At 66.2% G+C, this 18,246-nt stretch carries 16 protein-coding genes; 8 read left to right on the forward strand and 8 right to left on the reverse strand.

Annotated features, from left to right (window positions below):
* The first annotated feature begins 113 nt into the window (after nucleotides 1–113).
* Nucleotides 114–2,270, forward strand: coding sequence for a pyruvate dehydrogenase (acetyl-transferring) E1 component subunit alpha (gene pdhA / locus AC0QDI_RS11380; protein WP_474668179.1), 2,157 nt, complete (start codon nucleotides 114–116; stop codon nucleotides 2,268–2,270).
* A 68-nt stretch (nucleotides 2,271–2,338) separates the two neighbouring features.
* Complete coding sequence (locus AC0QDI_RS11385; protein WP_474668181.1) at nucleotides 2,339–2,773, forward strand: universal stress protein; 435 nt, start codon at nucleotides 2,339–2,341, stop codon at nucleotides 2,771–2,773.
* Between the two features lie 119 nt (nucleotides 2,774–2,892).
* Here the strand turns inward: AC0QDI_RS11385 and glmS are convergent, their stop codons facing one another.
* From glmS to thrS, 3 genes are all read right to left on the reverse strand, one after another.
* Nucleotides 2,893–3,339 (reverse strand): methylaspartate mutase subunit S, encoded by a 447-nt coding sequence (gene glmS / locus AC0QDI_RS11390; RefSeq protein WP_374062321.1) that lies wholly within the window; start codon nucleotides 3,337–3,339, stop codon nucleotides 2,893–2,895.
* A 312-nt stretch (nucleotides 3,340–3,651) separates the two neighbouring features.
* Nucleotides 3,652–4,362, reverse strand: coding sequence for a phosphoribosyltransferase family protein (locus tag AC0QDI_RS11395; RefSeq protein WP_474668183.1), 711 nt, complete (start codon nucleotides 4,360–4,362; stop codon nucleotides 3,652–3,654).
* Between the two features lie 154 nt (nucleotides 4,363–4,516).
* Entirely contained in the window at nucleotides 4,517–6,463 is a 1,947-nt protein-coding gene (gene thrS, locus AC0QDI_RS11400) for a threonine--tRNA ligase (RefSeq protein WP_474668185.1), read from the reverse strand.
* 271 nt (nucleotides 6,464–6,734) lie between these two features.
* Between thrS and AC0QDI_RS11405 the strand changes: the two genes are divergently transcribed.
* Together AC0QDI_RS11405 and AC0QDI_RS11410 are read left to right on the forward strand one after the other, a co-directional pair.
* Nucleotides 6,735–7,445 (forward strand): HAD family hydrolase, encoded by a 711-nt coding sequence (locus tag AC0QDI_RS11405; RefSeq protein WP_474668187.1) that lies wholly within the window; start codon nucleotides 6,735–6,737, stop codon nucleotides 7,443–7,445.
* Nucleotides 7,442–8,083 carry a class II aldolase/adducin family protein gene (locus AC0QDI_RS11410; protein WP_474668189.1) on the forward strand — a complete coding sequence of 214 codons (642 nt, stop codon included), beginning with the start codon at nucleotides 7,442–7,444 and terminating at the stop codon, nucleotides 8,081–8,083. Before AC0QDI_RS11405 ends, AC0QDI_RS11410 begins: the two co-directional genes overlap by 4 nt.
* 35 nt (nucleotides 8,084–8,118) lie before the next feature.
* Here the strand turns inward: AC0QDI_RS11410 and pyrE are convergent, their stop codons facing one another.
* On the reverse strand, nucleotides 8,119–8,646 hold the full coding sequence (pyrE, locus tag AC0QDI_RS11415; protein WP_474668191.1) for an orotate phosphoribosyltransferase: 528 nt from the start codon (nucleotides 8,644–8,646) through the stop codon (nucleotides 8,119–8,121).
* Nucleotides 8,647–8,761: 115 nt separating this feature from the next.
* Here pyrE and AC0QDI_RS11420 point away from each other — a divergent pair, with 115 nt between their 5' ends.
* Nucleotides 8,762–9,721, forward strand: a complete 960-nt coding sequence (locus AC0QDI_RS11420; protein ID WP_474668193.1) for an alpha/beta hydrolase — start codon at nucleotides 8,762–8,764, stop codon at nucleotides 9,719–9,721.
* A 57-nt stretch (nucleotides 9,722–9,778) separates the two neighbouring features.
* Here the strand turns inward: AC0QDI_RS11420 and AC0QDI_RS11425 are convergent, their stop codons facing one another.
* Nucleotides 9,779–10,174, reverse strand: coding sequence for a hypothetical protein (locus AC0QDI_RS11425; RefSeq protein WP_474668195.1), 396 nt, complete (start codon nucleotides 10,172–10,174; stop codon nucleotides 9,779–9,781).
* Nucleotides 10,175–10,250: 76 nt separating this feature from the next.
* Entirely contained in the window at nucleotides 10,251–10,796 is a 546-nt protein-coding gene (locus AC0QDI_RS11430; protein WP_474668197.1) for a CDP-2,3-bis-(O-geranylgeranyl)-sn-glycerol synthase, read from the reverse strand.
* Between the two features lie 210 nt (nucleotides 10,797–11,006).
* On the opposite strand from AC0QDI_RS11430, the gene AC0QDI_RS11435 reads away from it, so the two are divergent.
* Nucleotides 11,007–12,188 (forward strand): M24 family metallopeptidase, encoded by a 1,182-nt coding sequence (locus AC0QDI_RS11435; RefSeq protein WP_474668199.1) that lies wholly within the window; start codon nucleotides 11,007–11,009, stop codon nucleotides 12,186–12,188.
* 44 nt (nucleotides 12,189–12,232) lie between these two features.
* Nucleotides 12,233–13,540, forward strand: coding sequence for a glutamate dehydrogenase GdhB (gene gdhB, locus AC0QDI_RS11440; protein ID WP_474668201.1), 1,308 nt, complete (start codon nucleotides 12,233–12,235; stop codon nucleotides 13,538–13,540).
* Between the two features lie 32 nt (nucleotides 13,541–13,572).
* On the opposite strand, the gene AC0QDI_RS11445 is transcribed toward gdhB, so the two are convergent.
* Nucleotides 13,573–14,040, reverse strand: coding sequence for a hypothetical protein (locus AC0QDI_RS11445; RefSeq protein ID WP_474668203.1), 468 nt, complete (start codon nucleotides 14,038–14,040; stop codon nucleotides 13,573–13,575).
* Between the two features lie 242 nt (nucleotides 14,041–14,282).
* On the opposite strand from AC0QDI_RS11445, the gene AC0QDI_RS11450 reads away from it, so the two are divergent.
* Nucleotides 14,283–14,951 (forward strand): DUF502 domain-containing protein, encoded by a 669-nt coding sequence (locus AC0QDI_RS11450; protein ID WP_474668205.1) that lies wholly within the window; start codon nucleotides 14,283–14,285, stop codon nucleotides 14,949–14,951.
* Between the two features lie 117 nt (nucleotides 14,952–15,068).
* Here AC0QDI_RS11450 and AC0QDI_RS11455 read toward each other — a convergent pair whose 3' ends face one another.
* The gene (locus AC0QDI_RS11455; protein WP_474668207.1) at nucleotides 15,069–18,245 is read right to left on the reverse strand and encodes an FAD-binding and (Fe-S)-binding domain-containing protein; all 3,177 of its coding nucleotides are present in this window, start codon (nucleotides 18,243–18,245) and stop codon (nucleotides 15,069–15,071) included.
* Nucleotide 18,246: the final 1 nt, after the last annotated feature.

Genomic DNA, 18,246 nt, shown 5'->3' on the forward strand with positions numbered 1-18,246 from the left:
AGCGACCGTCCCGACCGCACAGTCGCCGATCCGACGACGCCCACGGCAGCGCCGAGCGCCGGCCACGCGATGGCCGAGACGGGCACTAAGTAGCCAACCGTCGTACCGGCGATATGCCACGCTCTCAGGTCGCTGCGTTCTCGATCGATCGCGTCCAGGTGCTCGATCAGGAGGGGCGGGTCGACGAGTCCCTCGAGCCCGAAATCGACGACGAGCGCCTGCTCGAGTGGTACCGGACGATGAAGCGATCGCGGCGACTCGACCGGCGGGTGATCGCCCTCCAGCGACGGGGTGAGCTGGGGACGTTCGCGCCCGCCACGGGGCAGGAGGCCGCTCAGGTCGGAAGCACCGCGGCGCTCGACGAGACCGACTGGACGGTGCCCGCGTTCCGCGAACAGCCGTCGGCGCTGGCCCGCGGCGGATCGGCGCAGGAGATCATCGAATACGCGATGGGACTCGAGGAAGGCGGGGTGCCACCCGAGGACGTACCGATGATGCCGCCGTCGATCGCCGTGGGGACCCAGCCGCTCCACGCCGCCGGGATCGGGTGGGCGGAGTCGATGAACGACACCGAGTCGGTCGCGCTCACCTACTTCGGGGACGGTGCGACCAGCGAGGGCGAGGTCTACGAGGCGATGAATCTGGCCGGCGTCTACGAGGCCCAGACCGTCTTCTTCTGTCAGAACAACCAGTACGCGATCTCGACGCCGCTGTCGAAACAGACGCGGGCCGCGACCCTCGCCCAGAAGGCCGTCGCCGCGGGGATCGAACCGATTCAGGTCGACGGCAACGATATTCTGGGCGTCTACGCGGTGACGAACGAAGCGATCGAGCGCGCTCGACGCGGCGTGCCGACGCTGATCGAGGCGACCACGTACCGACGGGAGATGCACACGACGGCGGACGATCCCTCCGTCTACCGGACGGCCGAGGAGGAAGCGGAGTGGGAACCGCTGGATCCGATCCTGCGGTTCGAACGCTACCTTCGGGAACTGGGACTGCTCGACGACGAGACGATCGACTCGATCGAAGGCGGGATCGAAACCGATCTCGAGGAATCACTCGAAGCGGCCCGGGAGACGGAAGCGACCGCCGAGGCGGCGGACATGTTCGATTACGCGTACGCGGAGCGACCACCGTATCTCGAGCGCCAGCGCGAGGCGTTCGTCGCGGACGAGGGGTATACGGTCGCACCAGCGGCGGAAGGGCAGCGCAGCGACGGCGGGGCTTCGGCCGCGGACGTGGGAAGTGGGGATTCGGACGGGGCTGACGATGCCGACGGCTTCTCCGACGCGGACCGCGAGGACGCCGAGCGACTGAACATGGTCGAAGCCATCCGGGAGACGCTCCGCGCCGAACTCGAGCGCGACGATGACGTGCTCGTCTACGGCCAGGACGTCGGCGTCGACGGCGGCGTCTTTCGGGCGACGCAGGGGCTGCTCGACGCCTTCCCCGGACGAGTTCACGACGCACCGGTCGCCGAGGCGGGCATCGTCGGCCTCGGCGTCGGCCTCGCAGCGGCGGGCTACCGGCCGGTCGCCGAGATCCAGTTCGCCGGGTTCAGCTTCCAGGCGTTCGCCCAGATCCAACAGCACCTCTCGCGAATTCGCGGCCGCTCGCGCGGGAAAATCACCTGTCCGATGGTCGTCCGCGCGCCGTACGGCCTCGGCGTCTCGGCCCTCGAGCACCACTCCGAGAGCTACGAAGCGGGGTACGCTCACATCCCGGGGCTGAAAGTCGCGATCCCCTCGACCGCACGGGACGCGGCCGGACTGCTGCGCTCGGCGATTCGCAGTCCCGACCCGGTTCTCTTCTTCGAACCCATGCCGCTGTACCGAGCGGCACGGCGACCGGTCCCCGACGAAACCGTCGTCCCGCTCGGTGAAGCGCGCGTGGTCGAGGAGGGGACTGACGCGACGGTTGTCGCGTGGGGCGCGATGGTCGGGGAGGTCGAGGACGCGGTCGCGGATCTCGAGGCCGACATCGAGGTGATCGACCTGCGGACGATCAGCCCGATGGACACCGAAACGGTCCTCGAGTCCGTCCGCAAGACCGGTCGCTGCGTCGTCGTCCACGAGGCTCCGCGGACCGGCGGATTCGCCGGCGAGATCGCGGCCCGCATTTCGGACGAGGCCGTCTGGTCGCTCGAGGCACCCATCGAACGGGTGACGGGCTACGACGTGCCGGTTCCGCTTCCGGCCCGCGAGGACGCGTACCGGCCGGGCCCCGATCGGATTCGGGCGGCGATCGAACGGGTACTCGCTCCGTAGGGGTCTCCGGTTCCCAACTCGTCAGGTCCAGAGGTGGACTTATTCCGCCGGCACGTGTACGGTCGCGTATGGCACGACACGTTCTCGTGGCGGTCGACGACTCGAAGCAGTCGACTGAGGCGCTCGAGTTCGCCTGCACGGAGTATCCGGAGGCGACGATCACCGCGCTCTACGTCCTCGATCCGGGCGACTTCTACGCGGTCAGCGGCATCGAAGGGACCGCGATGGCGAACTACGACGAAGTACAGGGCCACCACGAGGAGCGAGCCGAGAGCATCCTCGAGACGGCGCGCGAACAGGCGGCCGAACACGGCGTCGACCTCGAGACGGAGCACGTCCTCGGGAGCGTCTCACGATCGATCGTCGATTACGCCGCCGAGAACGACATCGACCACATCGTCGTCGGGAGCCACGGCCGGACGGGCGCGAGTCGAATCCTCCTCGGCAGCGTCGCGGAGACGGTCGCCCGCCGGTCGCCGGTGCCGGTGACGATCGTTCGGTAATCGTTCGTCGCTGTCGGAGTCCGTGTTGCAGAGTCGATAGCGATGACTCGGCGTAGCGAGTACAGCGACTACCGGTCGAGCGGTGAGACGTGAAACGAAACGACGAGAGATAGTGCCGATTAGACCGAGACGGTCTGGCCTTCCTGTTCGGATTCGGTCGAGCGCATGTCGAGATCGGCCTTCAGGGCCTCGATGGCCTCCTCGGGGTCGGTTTCGGAGTCGAAAACCCGATCGAAGCCCATCTTTCGGAAGAACGACCGCGTCTCGTCGAAGTCGTCCTGTCCGACGGCGAGGTTGCCGCCGATGTAGGTCGTAACGTCGATATCGGATTCGGCGATTCGCTGGTGGAACCCCTCGCAATCCTGTTTGGCGTGGCCGTAGAGCGATGAGACGAGTACAGCCTCGGCGTCGTTGGCGGACGCGGCTTCGACGAACTCCTCCTGGGAGCTTTGCACGCCCAGATTGACGACATCGAATCCGGCTGCCTCCAGCGCCTGTTCCAGGATGGTAATCCCGACGACGTGTGCGTCGGACCCGATCACGCCGAGGATGACTGTCTTCGTCATGTGCGTACCTCCACTAACTGGCGGCACCACTATAAACCTAATGATTAATAATGTGCTAACCGTTCGCACGGTTCCCCTCGGGCGATTACTCGGCAGCCGTTGGCGAACGAATCGCTCGACGAATCGTCCGTTCGATCTCGATGGCGATCGCCGTCCGATCGTCACGTCGGGGATCGAAACTCGAGTCAGTCGGGCACTCGATCGAACGGATTGCCGTATCGGGTTTCCGGCGCAACCGCAGCCGTCCGATTGCGACCATCCGGCTTGCGGCCGTCCGACGACCGGGCCGAACACGACGGACGGCAGTCCGTCTCAGACGCTGACGAGCGAGCCGATCGGGGCGTCGGTGCGTTCGCGGGCGCGTCGGATCCCGTCCTGGCCGGCCGCGATGAGCGCGAAGACGCCGGCGACCTCGGCCTCGGCGGTCTGGGCGATGTCCAACAGGAGTTCCTGGGTCTCACCCGAGCGAATGAGGTCGTCGACGACCAGTACCGACTCGCCCGGATCGATCGCGGAGGCGGGCAGGTAGTAGGTGAGTTCGATTCCGGACTGGAGTCGCTGGCGGGCCTCGATGAACTCCTCGACGGCGGTCTCCTTTTGCTTCTTCGCGTAGGCACACCGGACGCCGTAGTAGCTCGCGAGCGCGGCCGCGAGCGTGATTCCGTCGGTCGCGGCGGTGAGGACGACGTCCGGTCGCTCGAAGTCGAAGCCGTTGGCCACGACCGGGGCGGCCAGGTCGAGGAAGGGCTGATCGAAGACGGTCGCCGAATTGTCCACGTACCCCTCGTCGTCGACGCGGATGCGCTCGTCGAGTTCCTCGGCTAACGCCGCTCGGCCGAGCTCGTCGACGACCTCGCGCGCGCGATCGGTACCCGGAAGGACGTGCCCGTTGACGTATCGGTTGAGATCGCCCGCAGGCAGCCCCGTCGTCTCGGCGAGTTCGTCGTACGTTCTCGTCTCCTTCAACATCCGCAACACGTCGACGGCCCGCAACTGGAGGGCTGCCTTCTCGGCTCTGTTCATACGGATATGCATCATTCCACAAGTATGGATATTACGATCGTGTTCTACTCGTGAAATCAGCACGAATGTGGCTCGAGCGGCACTCGGCTCGAGCGGACGGTATCGACGGGGCGCGACGGCGGCGGAAAAGAGCGAGACCGTCGAAGCGAGGCCGCTACTGTAGGAAGTCCGGTTCGGTCCGCTGTTCCTCGATTTCGTCCTCGAGATGGCTCCGGAACTCGTCGATCTCGACGTCGTACTCCTGGTCCTCGAAGCGATCCCGCACCGAGATGTTGCCGTCGTCTTCCTCGTTGTCGCCGACGATGATCTGGTAGGGGACGCGGTCGTCGTGGGCCGCACGGATCTTCCGCTCGAGGGTGGAGTCGCGCCCGTCGACCTCGACGCGGAAGTCGTCGAACTCGTTTGCGACGCGGTGTGCGTAGCCGAGGTTGTCGTCGGAAATCGGCAGCACGCGGACCTGTTCCGGAGCGAGCCAGAGCGGGAACCGACCCTCGTAGTGCTCGATGAGCATCATGAAGAACCGCTCGTAGCTGCCGTAGAGCGCGCGGTGGATCATGACGGGACGGTGTTCCTCGTTGTCCTCGCCGACGTAGTTCAGATCGAAGCGCTCGGGCATGTTGAAGTCCAACTGGACCGTCGGGCCGTCCCACGAGCGGCCGATGGCGTCCTCGAACGCGAAATCGATCTTCGGCCCGTAGAACGCGCCGTCGCCCTCCTCGACCTCGTACTCGTGGCCGTGAGAGTCGAGGACGCTCTCGAGTTGCTCCTCCGCACGAGACCAGATCTCGTCGCTCCCGACCGACTTCTCGGGGCGCGTGGCCAGCGCCATCTCGTACTCGAGGTCGAACGTGTTCAACACGTCCGTGATCATGTCCATGATCTGCTCGACTTCCGACTTGATCTGTTCGGGGCGGACGAACAGGTGGCCGTCGTCGATGGTGAAGGCCCAGACCCGCGAGAGGCCCGACAGTTCGCCGCGCTGTTCCTTGCGATACACCTTCCCGTTTTCCGCGTAGCGGATCGGCAGGTCGCGGTAGCTCCAGGAGTGATCCTGGAAGATGGCGGCGTGGCCGGGACAGTTCATCGGCTTCAGGCCGAACTCGTCGTCGCCGACGTCGAAGATGAACATGTCGTCCTGATAGTTCTCGTAGTGGCCCGACCGGTGCCAGAGGTCCGTCTTGAAGACGTGGGGCGTTTCGACGTAGTCGTAGCCCGCGTCTTCGTTGAGTTCCTCGACGAATCCCTCGAGTTCCGTGAGCACGGTCTTCCCGGCGGGGTGATAGAGCGGGAGGCCGGGGCCGGTCACGTCCTGAATCGAGAAGAGGTCCATCTCGTTGCCGATCCGGCGGTGGTCGCGCTTCTCGGCTTCTTGCTTGCGCTCGAGGAAGTCTTCGAGATCCCCCTCGTCCTCGAAGGCGGTGCCGTAGATGCGCGTCTGCATCGTGTTCGCCTCGTCGCCGCGCCAGTAGGCACCCGCGATCTCGAGCAGTTCGACCGCGCCGATTTCGCCCGTCGACTCGACGTGCGGGCCGGCACAGAGGTCCTCCCACTCGCCCTGCGTGTAGAACGTGACGGTGTCTCCCTCCTCGGCGAACTCAGCGAGCAGTTCGAGCTTGTAGGGCTCGTCGGCCAGTCGCTCCTCGGCCTCCTCGATCGAGACGACCTCGCGCTCGATCTCGTAGTCCTCCTCGATGATCTCCGCCATCTCGTCCTCGAGGGCGGCGAGGTCTTCCTCGTCGATGTCGAGGTTGTCGAAATCGTAGTAGAAGCCCTCGTCCGTCGGCGGGCCGATCGCGAGTTTGACCTCGTCCTCGTCGTGCAGGCGCTCGACGGCCTGGGCGAGACAGTGCGAGGCGGAGTGGCGCATGACTTGGAGGTACTCCTCGGACTGGTCCGTGACGATCTCGAGTTCCGCGCCGTCGTAGACCGGCTGCTCCTTGGCGACGAGTTCGCCGTCGAGTTTGCCGGCGATCGTGTCGCTGCCGAGTCCGGGGCCGATCTCGTAGGCGCAGTCCTCGACCGTGGCGTCTTCGGCGACCTCGAGTTCCGATCCGTCGGGTAGTACGACCGCTATCTGCCGCTGTGAATCTGATTCTGACATGACTGTGGGTGTGGTGAAAATCCCGGTGGCGTGTCCGCGCCGCGTCCCGCACACTGGTCGGCCGTGGCCGACGCAATACGCGGTAGGTGGGAATTAGAAACGGGCAAACGCCCCTGTAAAGCGGACACCTACCATCGTGGCTACGGCTACTCTCGAGCGGGATAAAAGTATTATGATGGGGCCGAGCCAGTCGGAACTGGTCGATCGTCGCGTCCGCTCGACGGGCGAGTGCGACCGGTACTCGTTTTTCGCGTCCCGTCGATAGGCCGGTATGAGCGTCAACGCCGTTCTCTTCGACTTCGACGACACGTTCTATCCCTACTCGCCGTGTAACGAGGCGGGAAAGGACGCCGCTCGAGCGACTGCACGGGACCTCGGTTACGACTTCGACCGCGAGTCGTTCGAGGCGTTCTACCAGGCGGGGCGCCGCGCGACGAAGCGCGAACTCCCCGGGACGGCCGCCTCCCACGAGCGCTTCCTCTATTTCAAACGCGCCCTCGAGCGCCGCGTCGGTCGTCCGAAACCGGCGGACGCGATCGCGCTCGGCGAGGCCTACTGGGAGGCGTACATCGACGAAATGGCGCTCTATCCCGGGGTCGAGCGGACCCTCGAGACGCTGCGCGAAAACGGGATCGATGTCGCCATCGTCACGAATCTCACGACGCGCGTCCAACTCGAGAAACTCGCCGCGCTGGGACTCGAGTCCCATATCGACCTGCTTCTCACCTCCGAAGAAACCGGCCGGGAGAAGCCGGGGTCGGTCATGTTCACGCTGCCCCTGTCGCGACTCGACCGGCGGCCGTCGGAGGCGGTGATGGTGGGCGACGACGTCGAGGCGGACGTCGTGGGCGGGAACGCCGTCGGGCTGGAGACGGTGCTGTTCGACCCCGACGGCGATCACGACGGCGAGGCGCTCGAGGGGAATCGCCGACCGGACCACAGGATAGATTCGTTCGGGGCGCTAACGGAGGTGGTACTGTGATTCTCGAGTCCCAGCGACGAGCGGTGGTCGAGCACGCGCCGGAACTCGCCGCGCTGACGCCCGGCCGGACGGGGAACCTGAGCGTCCGCGACGGTGTCAGCGGCGACGCCTTCGCGGTCACGCCTACCGGAGTCCCCTACGACAGTTTCGACGTCGATGACGTCCCGGTCGTCGGCGTCGACGGCGACCGCCGCGACGGCGAGATGGCCCCGAGCAGTGAGGTCCCGATGCACGCCGCGATCTACCGGCGCGAGGACGTCGGCGCGATCGTCCACACCCACTCGCCGTGGTCGACCGCGATGGCCGTCGCACACGAGCCGCTGCCGCCGATTCACTACATGATCGTCGCGGTCGGGAAGCGCGTCCCGGTCGCCGAGTACGCGCCGTACGGCACCGACGAACTGGCCGAACATATCGTCCGCGCGATGGACGAGGCCGACGCGACGGCGACGTTCGTCGAGAACCACGGCCTCGTCGTCACCGCGTCGGACGTCGAAACCGCCCTCGAGAACACCCACCACGTCGAGAGCCTCGCGCAGCTGTACCTGCAAACCCGCGCGGCCGGACTCGAGCCCGAGACGCTGTCGGACGCGCAGTTAGAGACGGTGCTCGAGAAGTTCGAATCCTACGGACAGTGAATTGCCGTTCCGCTCGCTGCCGGGACGCCGGTCGGTCAGTCGCGATCTGCGAGTAACTCGCTCGCGGTCACCAGCGATTCCATCTCGACCCCGGCGTCCGCGATGTTCTCGCGGCCGCCCTCCTCGCGGTCGACGACGACCAGCGCGCGCTCGACGGTCGCGCCCGCCTCGCGGAGCGCCTCGACGGCCTCGACGACGCTCGTCCCCGTGGTCACGATGTCCTCGACGATGACGACCTCCTCGCCCTCGGCCAGTCGCCCCTCGATCAGGTTGCCGGTGCCGTACTCCTTGCGCTGTTTGCGCGCGATGACGTAGGGAACGCCGGCCGCGACGCTCGTCGCGGCGGCGAGGGGCACCCCGCCCAGCGCGACGCCGCCGAGTTTGTCGTCGGCCGACACTCGGTCCGCGAAGGCCTCGACGGTCAGCTCGAGGCAGTCAGGGTCGGTCTCGAAGAGGTACTTGTCGACGTAGTACTCGCTGGTGCCGCCGTGGGAGAGTTCGAACTCGCCGAATCGGACGGCCTCGGCCGCGCGCAGGGCGTCGATGAGCTCCTGGTTCGTCATTGCTCGAGAGAGCGCGCCGAACCGAAATAAGCGGTGTGGAACGGGACGCCGGGCGACCGTGCGGAGAGTGCCAGTACGTATACATTTTTATAGCTGCCAGCGCGTGTGTTCCCTGATGACACCATCCAGTGCGGACGAGCCGCATCCGGACATGCAGGCGTTTCTCGAGCTCTACGAGTCCCTCGACACCCCGGAGTTCAGCGAGATCACGCCCGAGGAGGCTCGACGGATGTTCGAGGAGATGCGCGCCGTCGAGGAGCCCGACATCGAACTCGCGTCCGTCGAGGACCACACCATCGACGGGCCACACGGCGACCTCGCGGTGCGGAGCTACGACCCCGGGACCGAGGGCGAGGACCGGCCGCTACTCCTGTACTTCCACGGGGGTGGGTGGGTCGTCGGCAGCATCGATACCCACGACGGCGTCTGTCGGAAGCTGGCCGACGACACCGGCTACCCCGTCGTCAGCGTCGACTACGGGCTCGCGCCGGACCACCCCTTCCCCGAGGGGTTACAGGACTGTTACGCCGCCCTCGAGTGGGCGGGCGCGGAAGCCGACGAACTGAACGCGGATCCGGAGAAAATCGTCGTCGGTGGCGACAGCGCCGGCGGCGGCCTCGCGGCGGGACTGTCGCTGCTCGCTCGAGATCGGGGCGGCCCCGAGATCGGGTATCAGCTGTTGCTCTACCCCAGCGTCGGCGACGCGACCGTGACCGAAGCCTACGAGGAGAACAAGGAGGGGTACTTCCTCACGGAAGACGATATGGAGTGGTTCCGCGGCCACCTCTACGAGACCGATATCGACCTCGGAAACATCTACGCGCTGCCGCTGCGAGCGAACGACCTCTCGGGGCTGCCGCCCGCGACGATCATCACCGCCGGCTTCGACCCACTGCGTGACATCGGTGCGAACTACGCCGACCGACTCGCGGACGCCGGCGTCCCCGTCGAGTACCACAACTACGACGACATGATCCACGGCTTCTTCAGCATGATCTCGGATCCGATCGATCTGGATCGGGCCCACGAGGCCCACGCCGCCGCAGTTGCGGACATGGACGCGGCGCTCGAGTAAGCGTTACGGCGGCGTCACGCGCCGTCGAACCGATTCCGAACCCGATACGAGATGCCGTTACACCATCTGACGGGCAACATTCTGTACGAGGACTGCGATAGCGAGCGGAATTCCGACGAAAAGTACGAGAAGACTACCACCGAACAGTCCTCCCGTATTAGTGTTTGTGTACAGCGAGTGAAGGCTCATCGCAGCGATACCGACCGTGATGCTGCTCAGGATACCGACTGCGATCGAACCGACGGTAATCCCATCCCGAATGGCTCCGACGAGCGCGACGATACCGAGCAGTCCCGGGGCGAGAAGTTCGGGATCGACGGGGACCCCCGCTATAGCGGGCCATGCAGGGTATAGTTGGACGAAGTCAGAGAGAAACGCTCCCGCAACGAGACAGACCAGTAACGCGAGCCCCACTTCGATCAATCGGAATCGTGAGGGGCTACTCAGACCCATACACACCGCCCATCGTACAATAGCATAACTAGTACAGTGGGTTAAATGTACGTCCCCAGCTGAGTTTCGAGGTCGGCTACCACGGCTCGTTTTTCAGCCCGAGCTCGTACGCGATCATGTTCGTCGTCACGTGGAGAATCGGCGTGAGCACGACGACGACGAGGATGACCTCGAGCGAAAACCACTCGCGGAACCACTCGAAATCGAACAGGGCGACCAGCGGGAGGGAGACGACGACGAAGTCCAACTGGTCGAGACCGGGGAACATCGCGCCGCGCTGGCGGCCGCTTCGGCGCTTGAGAAACGACGCGAGGATGTCGCCGAGCATCGCGCCGCCGGCGAGGCCGAGCGCCGCGAGCGGCGTGAATTCGGGGAGCGCGAAGCCGAGCGCGTCGCTGACGGCCGGCTCGACGAGGGTGAGCACGGCCGCGAGCGCGAGGCCCGCGGCGATTCCCATGGCCGTCCCGCGCCAGGTCTTCCCGTCGCCCAGTACGCGCTTGTCGCCCCACGTTCGGCCGCCGTCTATCGGCCGGCCGCCGCCGGCCAGCACCGCGGCGTTGTTGGGGACGTAGGCGGGCAACATCGCCCAGAACGCGATCGCGATAGTCTCGAGGATTGCCATATCCGCCGGGACGAACCGACGTGTCTTAACGGGCGGTGGTTCGCCGGGAGCGGAGTGACCGTGTGCGAACCGGCTGCTTCTCAGCCGCTCTCGAGTCGCCGTCCGTCGCTCTCGACGGCGCGGCCACAGTTGTAAACAGTATCTGTATTCTATGTACACGAAAAACTTTTAGCACTCCTGATCGATGCTCCTCGTAGACGCCCTGTTATCATGCCACGAGAGCATATCTTCGACGAGGCCGAGTACGAGCGCCGGGTCGCTCGGACCAAAGAGCGGTTGCGCGAGGAGGACCTCGACGCGATCGTCGTCGCCGATCCGGCGAACATGAACTACCTGACGGGGTACGACGGCTGGTCGTTCTACGTCCACCAGGCCGTCGTGGTTACCCCCGACCGCGACGAACCCGTCTGGATCGGCCGCGACATGGACGGCGGCGGCGCGCGGGCGACGACCCACCTCGGCGACGACAGTATCCGCGCGTACAGCGACGACCACGTCCACTCCCCTCACGACCTCCACCCGATGGACTACGTCGCCGGCGTCCTCGAGGAGCTCGAGGTCGCGGACGGCCGGATCGGCCTCGAGATGGACGCCGCTTACTTCACCGCGAAGTCCTACACCCGCCTCCAGCAAAATCTCCCCGAAGCCGAATTCGAGGACGCGACGCTGCTGGTCGGCTGGGTGCGGATCAAGAAGTCCGAGCGGGAACTCGAGTACATGCGCGAGGCCGCCCGGATCTCGGAGAACGCGATGCAGGCGGGGCTGGACGTCATCGAGGAGGGCGTGCCGGAGTACGAGGCCGCGGCCGCGATCTACGAACAGCTAATCACCGGGACCGAGGAGTACGGCGGCGACTACCCCTCGATCGTCCCGCTGATGCCGTCGGGCGACCACACCGGGACGCCCCACCTGACCTGGACCGACCGCGAGTTCGAGGACGGCGATCCGGTCATCATCGAACTCTCGGGCTGTCGCCACCGGTATCACTCGCCGCTGGCCCGGACGACGTTCGTCGGCGATCCGCCCGACGAACTCCAGGAGACCGCCGACATCGTCGTCGAGGGACTCGAGGCCGCGCTCGACGCCGCCGAACCCGGCGTCACCTGCGAGTCGGTCGAGAAAGCGTGGCGCGAGACCATCGCGCAGTACGGCCTCGAGAAGGAGGATCGCATCGGTTACTCGATGGGGCTGGGCTATCCGCCGGACTGGGGCGAGCACACCGCGAGCATCCGGCCGGGCGACGAGACTATCCTCGAGGAAGACATGACGTTCCACATGATCCCGGGGATCTGGACCGACGAGATCGGCATGGAGATCAGCGAGACGTTCCACGTTACCAGCGACGGCGCGGAGACGCTGGCGGACTTCCCGCGACGGCTGTTCACGACCTGACGCCGCCGGCTACCACGACTTCCCATCACCGCAAACAGATACCTATGAGCACGACACCATCCGCGGACGAGACGGTATCGGACGACGACCTCGACTCGGCGCTGATCACCGCCCGCCGGCAGTTAGAGCGCGCGGCGACCCACGTCGACGTCGACCCCGGCGTCGTCGAACGGCTGAAACACCCGACGCGGGTCCAGCAGGTCTCGGTCCCCCTCGAGCGCGAGGACGGCGACGTCGAGGTCTTCACCGGCTATCGGGCCCAGCACGACGACGTTCGCGGGCCCTACAAGGGCGGCCTGCGCTACCACCCCGAGGTCAGCGCGGAGGAGTGTACGGGCCTCTCGATGTGGATGACCTGGAAGTGCGCGGTGATGGACCTACCCTTCGGCGGCGGGAAGGGCGGCATCGCCGTCGATCCAAAGTCGCTCACTGCGGACGAGACGGAACGGCTCACCCGCCGGTTCGCCGAGGAACTGCGCGACGCCGTCGGGCCGACGAAGGACGTTCCCGCGCCCGACATGGGCACCGACGCCCAGACGATGGCCTGGTTCATGGACGCCTACTCGATGCAACAGGGCGAGACCATCCCCGGCGTCGTCACCGGCAAGCCGCCGGTCATCGGCGGCTCCTACGGCCGCGAGGAGGCCCCCGGCCGCTCGACCGCCATCGCCGCCCGCGAGGCCATCCAGTACTACGGCCGGGAGGCCTCGGAGACCACGGTCGCCGTCCAAGGGTTCGGCAGCGTCGGTGCGAACGCCGCCCGCCTGCTCGAGGAGTGGGGCGCAACGATCGTCGCCGTCTCGGACGTCAACGGCGCGGTCTACGATCCCGACGGGATCGACGTCGATGCGATCCCCTCCCACGACGAGGAGCCGGAAGCGGTCACCAGCTTCGCGAACGACCTCGAGGACGGTGACGGCGTCCGTCGGCTCTCGAACGCCGAACTACTCGAACTGGACGCTGACGTCCTGATTCCGGCGGCCGTCGGCAACGTCATCACCGCGGACAACGCCGACGCGATCGCGGCCGATATCGTCGTCGAAGGAGCGAACGGCCCGACCACGTTCGCCGCCGACACCATCCTCGAGGAGCGAGACGTGCCGGTGATTCCGGACATCCTGGCGAACGCGGGCGGCGTGACGGTGAGCTACTTCGAGTGGCTGCAAGACATCAACCGCCGCCAGTGGACGCTCGAGCGGGTCAACGAGGAACTCGAGGAGCACATGCTCGACGCCTGGAACGACGTCCGCGCCGAGGTCGACGCCGAGGGACTGACGTGGCGCGACGCCGCCTACGTGGTGGCGCTGTCACGGATCGCAGAGGCGAAGGAGACGCGCGGGCTCTGGCCGTAGCCCACGGGCCGGCCGTCGCGATCCACGCTCGCTCATTCGTTTGCGAATGCACACCCTCCATCGTACGTCGGAACGTCGTCACAGTTCTCTCTGATGAACACGTCCAGCGCATCCCCGAGATCTCCGTAACTCACCCTCACTGTGACACAGTCGACAGTACCGTCTATCGCATCATCAACGGATCGTTCGACCCACTCACTTTCGTCGATTCTTGAACGGATACTGTACGTTCCCTCCGCGTCACCCCACGTACACTCTAACGCCTCTCCAGAAAGCGTGTCGTCTTCTCTGCCTCGAATCTTGTGTGAGGACTCGTGAACAGTGGAACCATCGCGTTCCACCTGTACCTCGAATCGGTGAGGCACAGTATCGTAGTTACTTACGCCCATCCAGCCGATCCTACTTGAACTGTCAATTGCATCGCCGAGGGATTCGACGCAACCGGCGCTACCAGCGGCCACACCGACTCCAAGAGACGCGAGAATAGATCGACGCTGCATGCTGAACGCGTTCCGACCTCGAGAGCATATTTGTTCCGATCAAACGACCTGAAAAAGGTACTGTTCAGGTGAGAGATGCGATCTCGCCGAAACGGAGTTCGTCGTCGACGCTGGCAGTTATCTGACCGCCTGGCGCGTCACGAATCGAGCGCCGAATGGCCGAACGCCAGCTGCGGAGGTGCTGAACGAGACGATGCCGACGAATGGAAGCTATCATGTCCCAGCAGTCACACGCTACGAACATGAGGTCGTGGAAGCGTGTCTTCGCGAGCGGGCTGATCGTCATCGGTCCGATACTCGTCACGCTGTACGTCGTCTATCGGGTTTACGCGATCATCGCGGGGGTCGTGCCAGTGTTCGTCTTCGATAGCGAACTGGTAGGCGGCCTGATCGGTCACGAGCCCGCGCGCGAGTTCACGGTCTATCTTCTCCGCGCCGTCGTTCCGCTCGGGGTGTTCGTCCTGATAGCGATCGTCATCGGCTCGTTCACCCGAACGAGGGTCGGCGACCTGTTCTCGCGGAGCGTCGACGGCGTCGTGAACCGCGTTCCGGGACTTCGCGTCCTCTACAACGCGTCGAAGGTCGCTGCCGAGACCACGTTCGGCGAGGAACAGGCGCTCCAGGAATCGGTCAGCGTCGAGAGCTGGGACGGCACCCAGATGCCGGCGTTCAAGACCGGACACACCACGAGCGACGGACGGATCGTCCTCTTCATCCCGACGGCGCCGAACATCTCTTCGGGGTTCACGGTCGAGGCAGACCCCGACCGCGTCACCGAAACCGACGAGTCCGTCGAAGAGACGCTTGCGCGGGTCTTGAGCGGCGGATTCGGGGAGTCGAAACATCCGAGAAAGGAGCGGCCGCGGGCACCGCTCGAGGCGGACGACGAGCGGTCGACGGACGACGAGTGACCAGCGGCCGATAGACGGACGAAGAGTGACTGCGACTCACTCGACGGACAGAGAGTAACTGCGACCCGCTCGACGGACAAAGAGTAACTGCAACCCGCTCGAGGGTGTGACGGTGCGTTACCGCGAGAGGCCGGCCGCGACGCTCTCGATCGGATGGGGCGGATCGTCACAGTTCTCGTACCCCGAGAGCTGCGTCCGGCAGGACGCGCCCGGCGCGACGACGGTCTCGCCGTCGCTGTCGTCGACCTGATCGAAGAGGATCCGCCCGATCGACTGACTCAGCGAGTGGTGTTCGGCCTCGTAGCCGAAGGAGCCCGCCATCCCGCAGCAGCCCGAATCGAGCGCGTCGACCTCGTAGCCGACCGTCCGCAGGACTGCGGCCGCGTGGCCGTCCTTCTTCGTCGCTTTCTGGTGGCAGTGGCCGTGATAGGTCAACCGCTCGCCGAGTTCGGCGGTCGGCAGTCCGGCCGCCAGGTCGAACCGATCGAGATACTCCATGACGCCGTAGGTGTTCGCCGCGATCCGCTCGGCGTCGCGTCCCGAGAGGAGATCGAGGTAGTCCGATTGGAGCATGACCGCGTCCGAGGGCTCGACCAGGACGACCTCCCAGCCGTCCTCGACTCGCGGAGCCAGCGCCTTGACGTTGGTTCGAGCGCGCTCGCGCGAGCGATCGAGGAAGCCCTTCGAGTGGGCCGGCCGGCCGGTCGAGGTGACGCCGTCGGGGATTTCGACGCGAACCCCCGCCGTCTCGAGCACCTGGACGGCCGCCTTCCCCGCTCGCGGATGGTTGTAGTTCGTGTAGGTGTCGGGGAAGAGTAGCACCTTGCGAGAGGCCTCCTCGAGCGGAATCCGAGAGCCCCCTCGCTTCTCGAACCAGTCCTCGAAGCTCTCGCCGGCGAAGGTCGGGAGGTCGCGCTCGCGGGCGATGCCGACCGTCTTCTCGGCGATCGTGCCCGCACCGGGAAGCGACGCGGCCCAGTTCGAGAGCGGCGCGAGCGCGGAGCCGACGGCGTTCAGTCTGTCGACGTTCGCGAACAGCTTGTCGCGGAGACTCGCGCCGTTTTCTTGGTGATTCGCGTGCTCGACTTCCGCCTTGAGTTTTGCCATGTCGACCTCGCTCGGACAGTCCCGCGCACAGCCCTTGCAGCCGATACAGAGGTCCATCACTTCGGCCAGGAACTCCGGATCGGTCGACTCGGCGTCGAGTTCCCCGTTCATCGCCCCGCGGAGCATGTTCGCGCGCCCGCGGGTGCTCAGGCTCTCCTCTTCGGCCGCGCGATACGTCGGACACATCACGCCGCCGGTCGTCTCCTGGGATCCCCGGCAGCCGCCACAGCCGTGACAGAGTTCGACCATCCCCTGCATGCCGTTGTCGTTCTCCCACTCGAGCGCGGGCTCGAAGCCGGCCTCGAACTCGTAGTCCGGCGAGAACCGCAGGTGCTCGGTCATGTCGTGGTCGCCACAGACGTTGCCGGGATTCAGGAGCCAGTCGGGGTCGAACGCGGTCTTCACGTCGCGAAAGAGCGACCAGACGTCCTCGCCGTAGAGTTTGCGGTTCCACTGGGTCCGGGCGCGACCGTCGCCGTGTTCGCCCGAGACCGAACCGCCGTACTCGACGACGAGGTCCGTGACGGCGTCGGAAATCGCCTCGAACTGGTTCAGCCCTGCCGGGCTCTTGGTGTCGACCAGCGGCCGCATGTGCATACAGCCCGGCCCCGCGTGGGCGTAGAAGCTCGCGAAGGTGTCCTGCTCCTCGAGCACGTCCTGAAAGTCGGCCACGTAGTCAGCGAGGTGCTCGGTCGGGACGGCCGTGTCCTCGATGAAGGAGATGTGCTTGGCGTCCGAGGTCCGAGAGAGCAGGATCGGTGCCGCGCTCTTGCGGAGCTTCCAGAGTTCGGCGCGGTCGGCGGGCGCGTAGGCCTCGAGGGCGTCGAACGCGCGGACGGGGTCCGACTCGGGAGTCAACTCGGTTGCAGTCGCATCGCCGTCGGATTCCGGCGCGCTCGAGTCGGGCAATCGATCCGCGAGCATCGCCGCCACTTTCTCGCGAGCGTCTTCCTCGCTCTCGGCGTAGAACTCCACGAGCAGCGCCGTCTCGGTTCCCTCGGGGAGGGTCGCGGCCACGTCGGCGAACTCCTCCGTGTTGCGGGCGAGGTCGAGCAACACGTCGTCGATCGCCTCGATCGCCGCGGGATCGTAGTTTCGGACGATGGTGTCGACGTCGGCCATCGCCTCGAGCAGGTCCTCGTAGGTCAACAGGACGACGCCCGTCGTTTCGGGGACCGGCTCGAGCGAGACCGTCGCCTCCGTGATCACGCCGAGCGTCCCCTCGCTCCCGGCGAAGACGCGGGCGAGGTTGACGGTCGCGTTCGGGTCGGGCTCGTCGCCGATCTCGACCGTCTCGTCGGTGTTCTCGTCGAACGCCTCGGGCTCGCCGTAGGCCTCCGCGACGAGTCGATCGAGGTTGTAGCCGGAGACGTTCCGTTTGAGTTGCGGGAAGACCTCGCCGACCGCGTCGGCCTCCTCGTCGACGACCCGCCGAAGGGCGTCGTGGATCCGCTCGAGCGAGTCGCCGTCCGGATCGGCCCGGTCGCGAAGCTCCGCGACCGTCACCTCGCCGAAGCGCTCGACGGAGCCGTCGGCGAGGACGACTTCCACCGCCTCGACGTAGGCGTCGGTCTTGCCGTACTGCAGCGAGTGCGCGCCGGTGGAGTTGTTGCCGATCGCGCCGCCGATCGTGCTCCGGTTCCCGGCCGCTGGATCGGGCGCGAACTTCAGGCCGTGGGGCTCGAGCGCGCCGTTCAGGTCCGCGAGGACGGTTCCGGCTTGCACCGTCGCCCGCCGTTCGCCGGGCGCGACCTCGAGCAGGTCGTCCATGTGCGTCGTCAGATCGAGGACGACGGCCTCGTTGACCGCCTGGCCGGCGAGGCTGGTGCCCCCGCCGCGCGGGAGGACCGGGATCCCCTCGGCGGCGCAGTAGTCGACGACCGCGGCGATGTCGTCGGTCGAGCGCGGGAGGACGACGCCGACGGGGGTCACCTCGTAGGCGCTCGCGTCGGTCGCGTACAGTCGCCGGCTGTACTCGTCGAAGCGGACCTCGCCGTCGACGCGCTCGGCGAGCGCCGAGACGAGTTCGGGGCGGTCGATATCGCCGCCGACGTAATCGTACTCGGCGCGCGGATCCGCCGCTGGATCGCCCGCTCGCGGTTCCGACGGCGCCTCGAGGTGCCTCTCGTCCGGGGTCGACGTCTGATCGCTGTGATCGGTCGTGGACTCCGGCTGTTCCGTCGCCATC

The organism is Natrinema sp. LJW11 (assembly GCF_056135975.1).

What these genes read in the sequence shown, in the direction of transcription:
- gdhB (WP_474668201.1), top strand. Translation starts at nt 12,233, where the DNA reads ATGAGCACGACACCATCCGCGGACGAGACGGTATCGGACGACGACCTC.
- AC0QDI_RS11395 (WP_474668183.1), bottom strand. Translation starts at nt 4,362, where the DNA reads ATGAACAGAGCCGAGAAGGCAGCCCTCCAGTTGCGGGCCGTCGACGTG.
- AC0QDI_RS11450 (WP_474668205.1), top strand. Translation starts at nt 14,283, where the DNA reads ATGAGGTCGTGGAAGCGTGTCTTCGCGAGCGGGCTGATCGTCATCGGT.
- AC0QDI_RS11455 (WP_474668207.1), bottom strand. Translation starts at nt 18,245, where the DNA reads ATGGCGACGGAACAGCCGGAGTCCACGACCGATCACAGCGATCAGACG.
- AC0QDI_RS11385 (WP_474668181.1), top strand. Translation starts at nt 2,339, where the DNA reads ATGGCACGACACGTTCTCGTGGCGGTCGACGACTCGAAGCAGTCGACT.
- AC0QDI_RS11405 (WP_474668187.1), top strand. Translation starts at nt 6,735, where the DNA reads ATGAGCGTCAACGCCGTTCTCTTCGACTTCGACGACACGTTCTATCCC.
- glmS (WP_374062321.1), bottom strand. Translation starts at nt 3,339, where the DNA reads ATGACGAAGACAGTCATCCTCGGCGTGATCGGGTCCGACGCACACGTC.
- AC0QDI_RS11420 (WP_474668193.1), top strand. Translation starts at nt 8,762, where the DNA reads ATGACACCATCCAGTGCGGACGAGCCGCATCCGGACATGCAGGCGTTT.
- pyrE (WP_474668191.1), bottom strand. Translation starts at nt 8,646, where the DNA reads ATGACGAACCAGGAGCTCATCGACGCCCTGCGCGCGGCCGAGGCCGTC.
- thrS (WP_474668185.1), bottom strand. Translation starts at nt 6,463, where the DNA reads ATGTCAGAATCAGATTCACAGCGGCAGATAGCGGTCGTACTACCCGAC.
- AC0QDI_RS11445 (WP_474668203.1), bottom strand. Translation starts at nt 14,040, where the DNA reads ATGCAGCGTCGATCTATTCTCGCGTCTCTTGGAGTCGGTGTGGCCGCT.
- AC0QDI_RS11430 (WP_474668197.1), bottom strand. Translation starts at nt 10,796, where the DNA reads ATGGCAATCCTCGAGACTATCGCGATCGCGTTCTGGGCGATGTTGCCC.
- AC0QDI_RS11435 (WP_474668199.1), top strand. Translation starts at nt 11,007, where the DNA reads ATGCCACGAGAGCATATCTTCGACGAGGCCGAGTACGAGCGCCGGGTC.
- pdhA (WP_474668179.1), top strand. Translation starts at nt 114, where the DNA reads ATGCCACGCTCTCAGGTCGCTGCGTTCTCGATCGATCGCGTCCAGGTG.
- AC0QDI_RS11425 (WP_474668195.1), bottom strand. Translation starts at nt 10,174, where the DNA reads ATGGGTCTGAGTAGCCCCTCACGATTCCGATTGATCGAAGTGGGGCTC.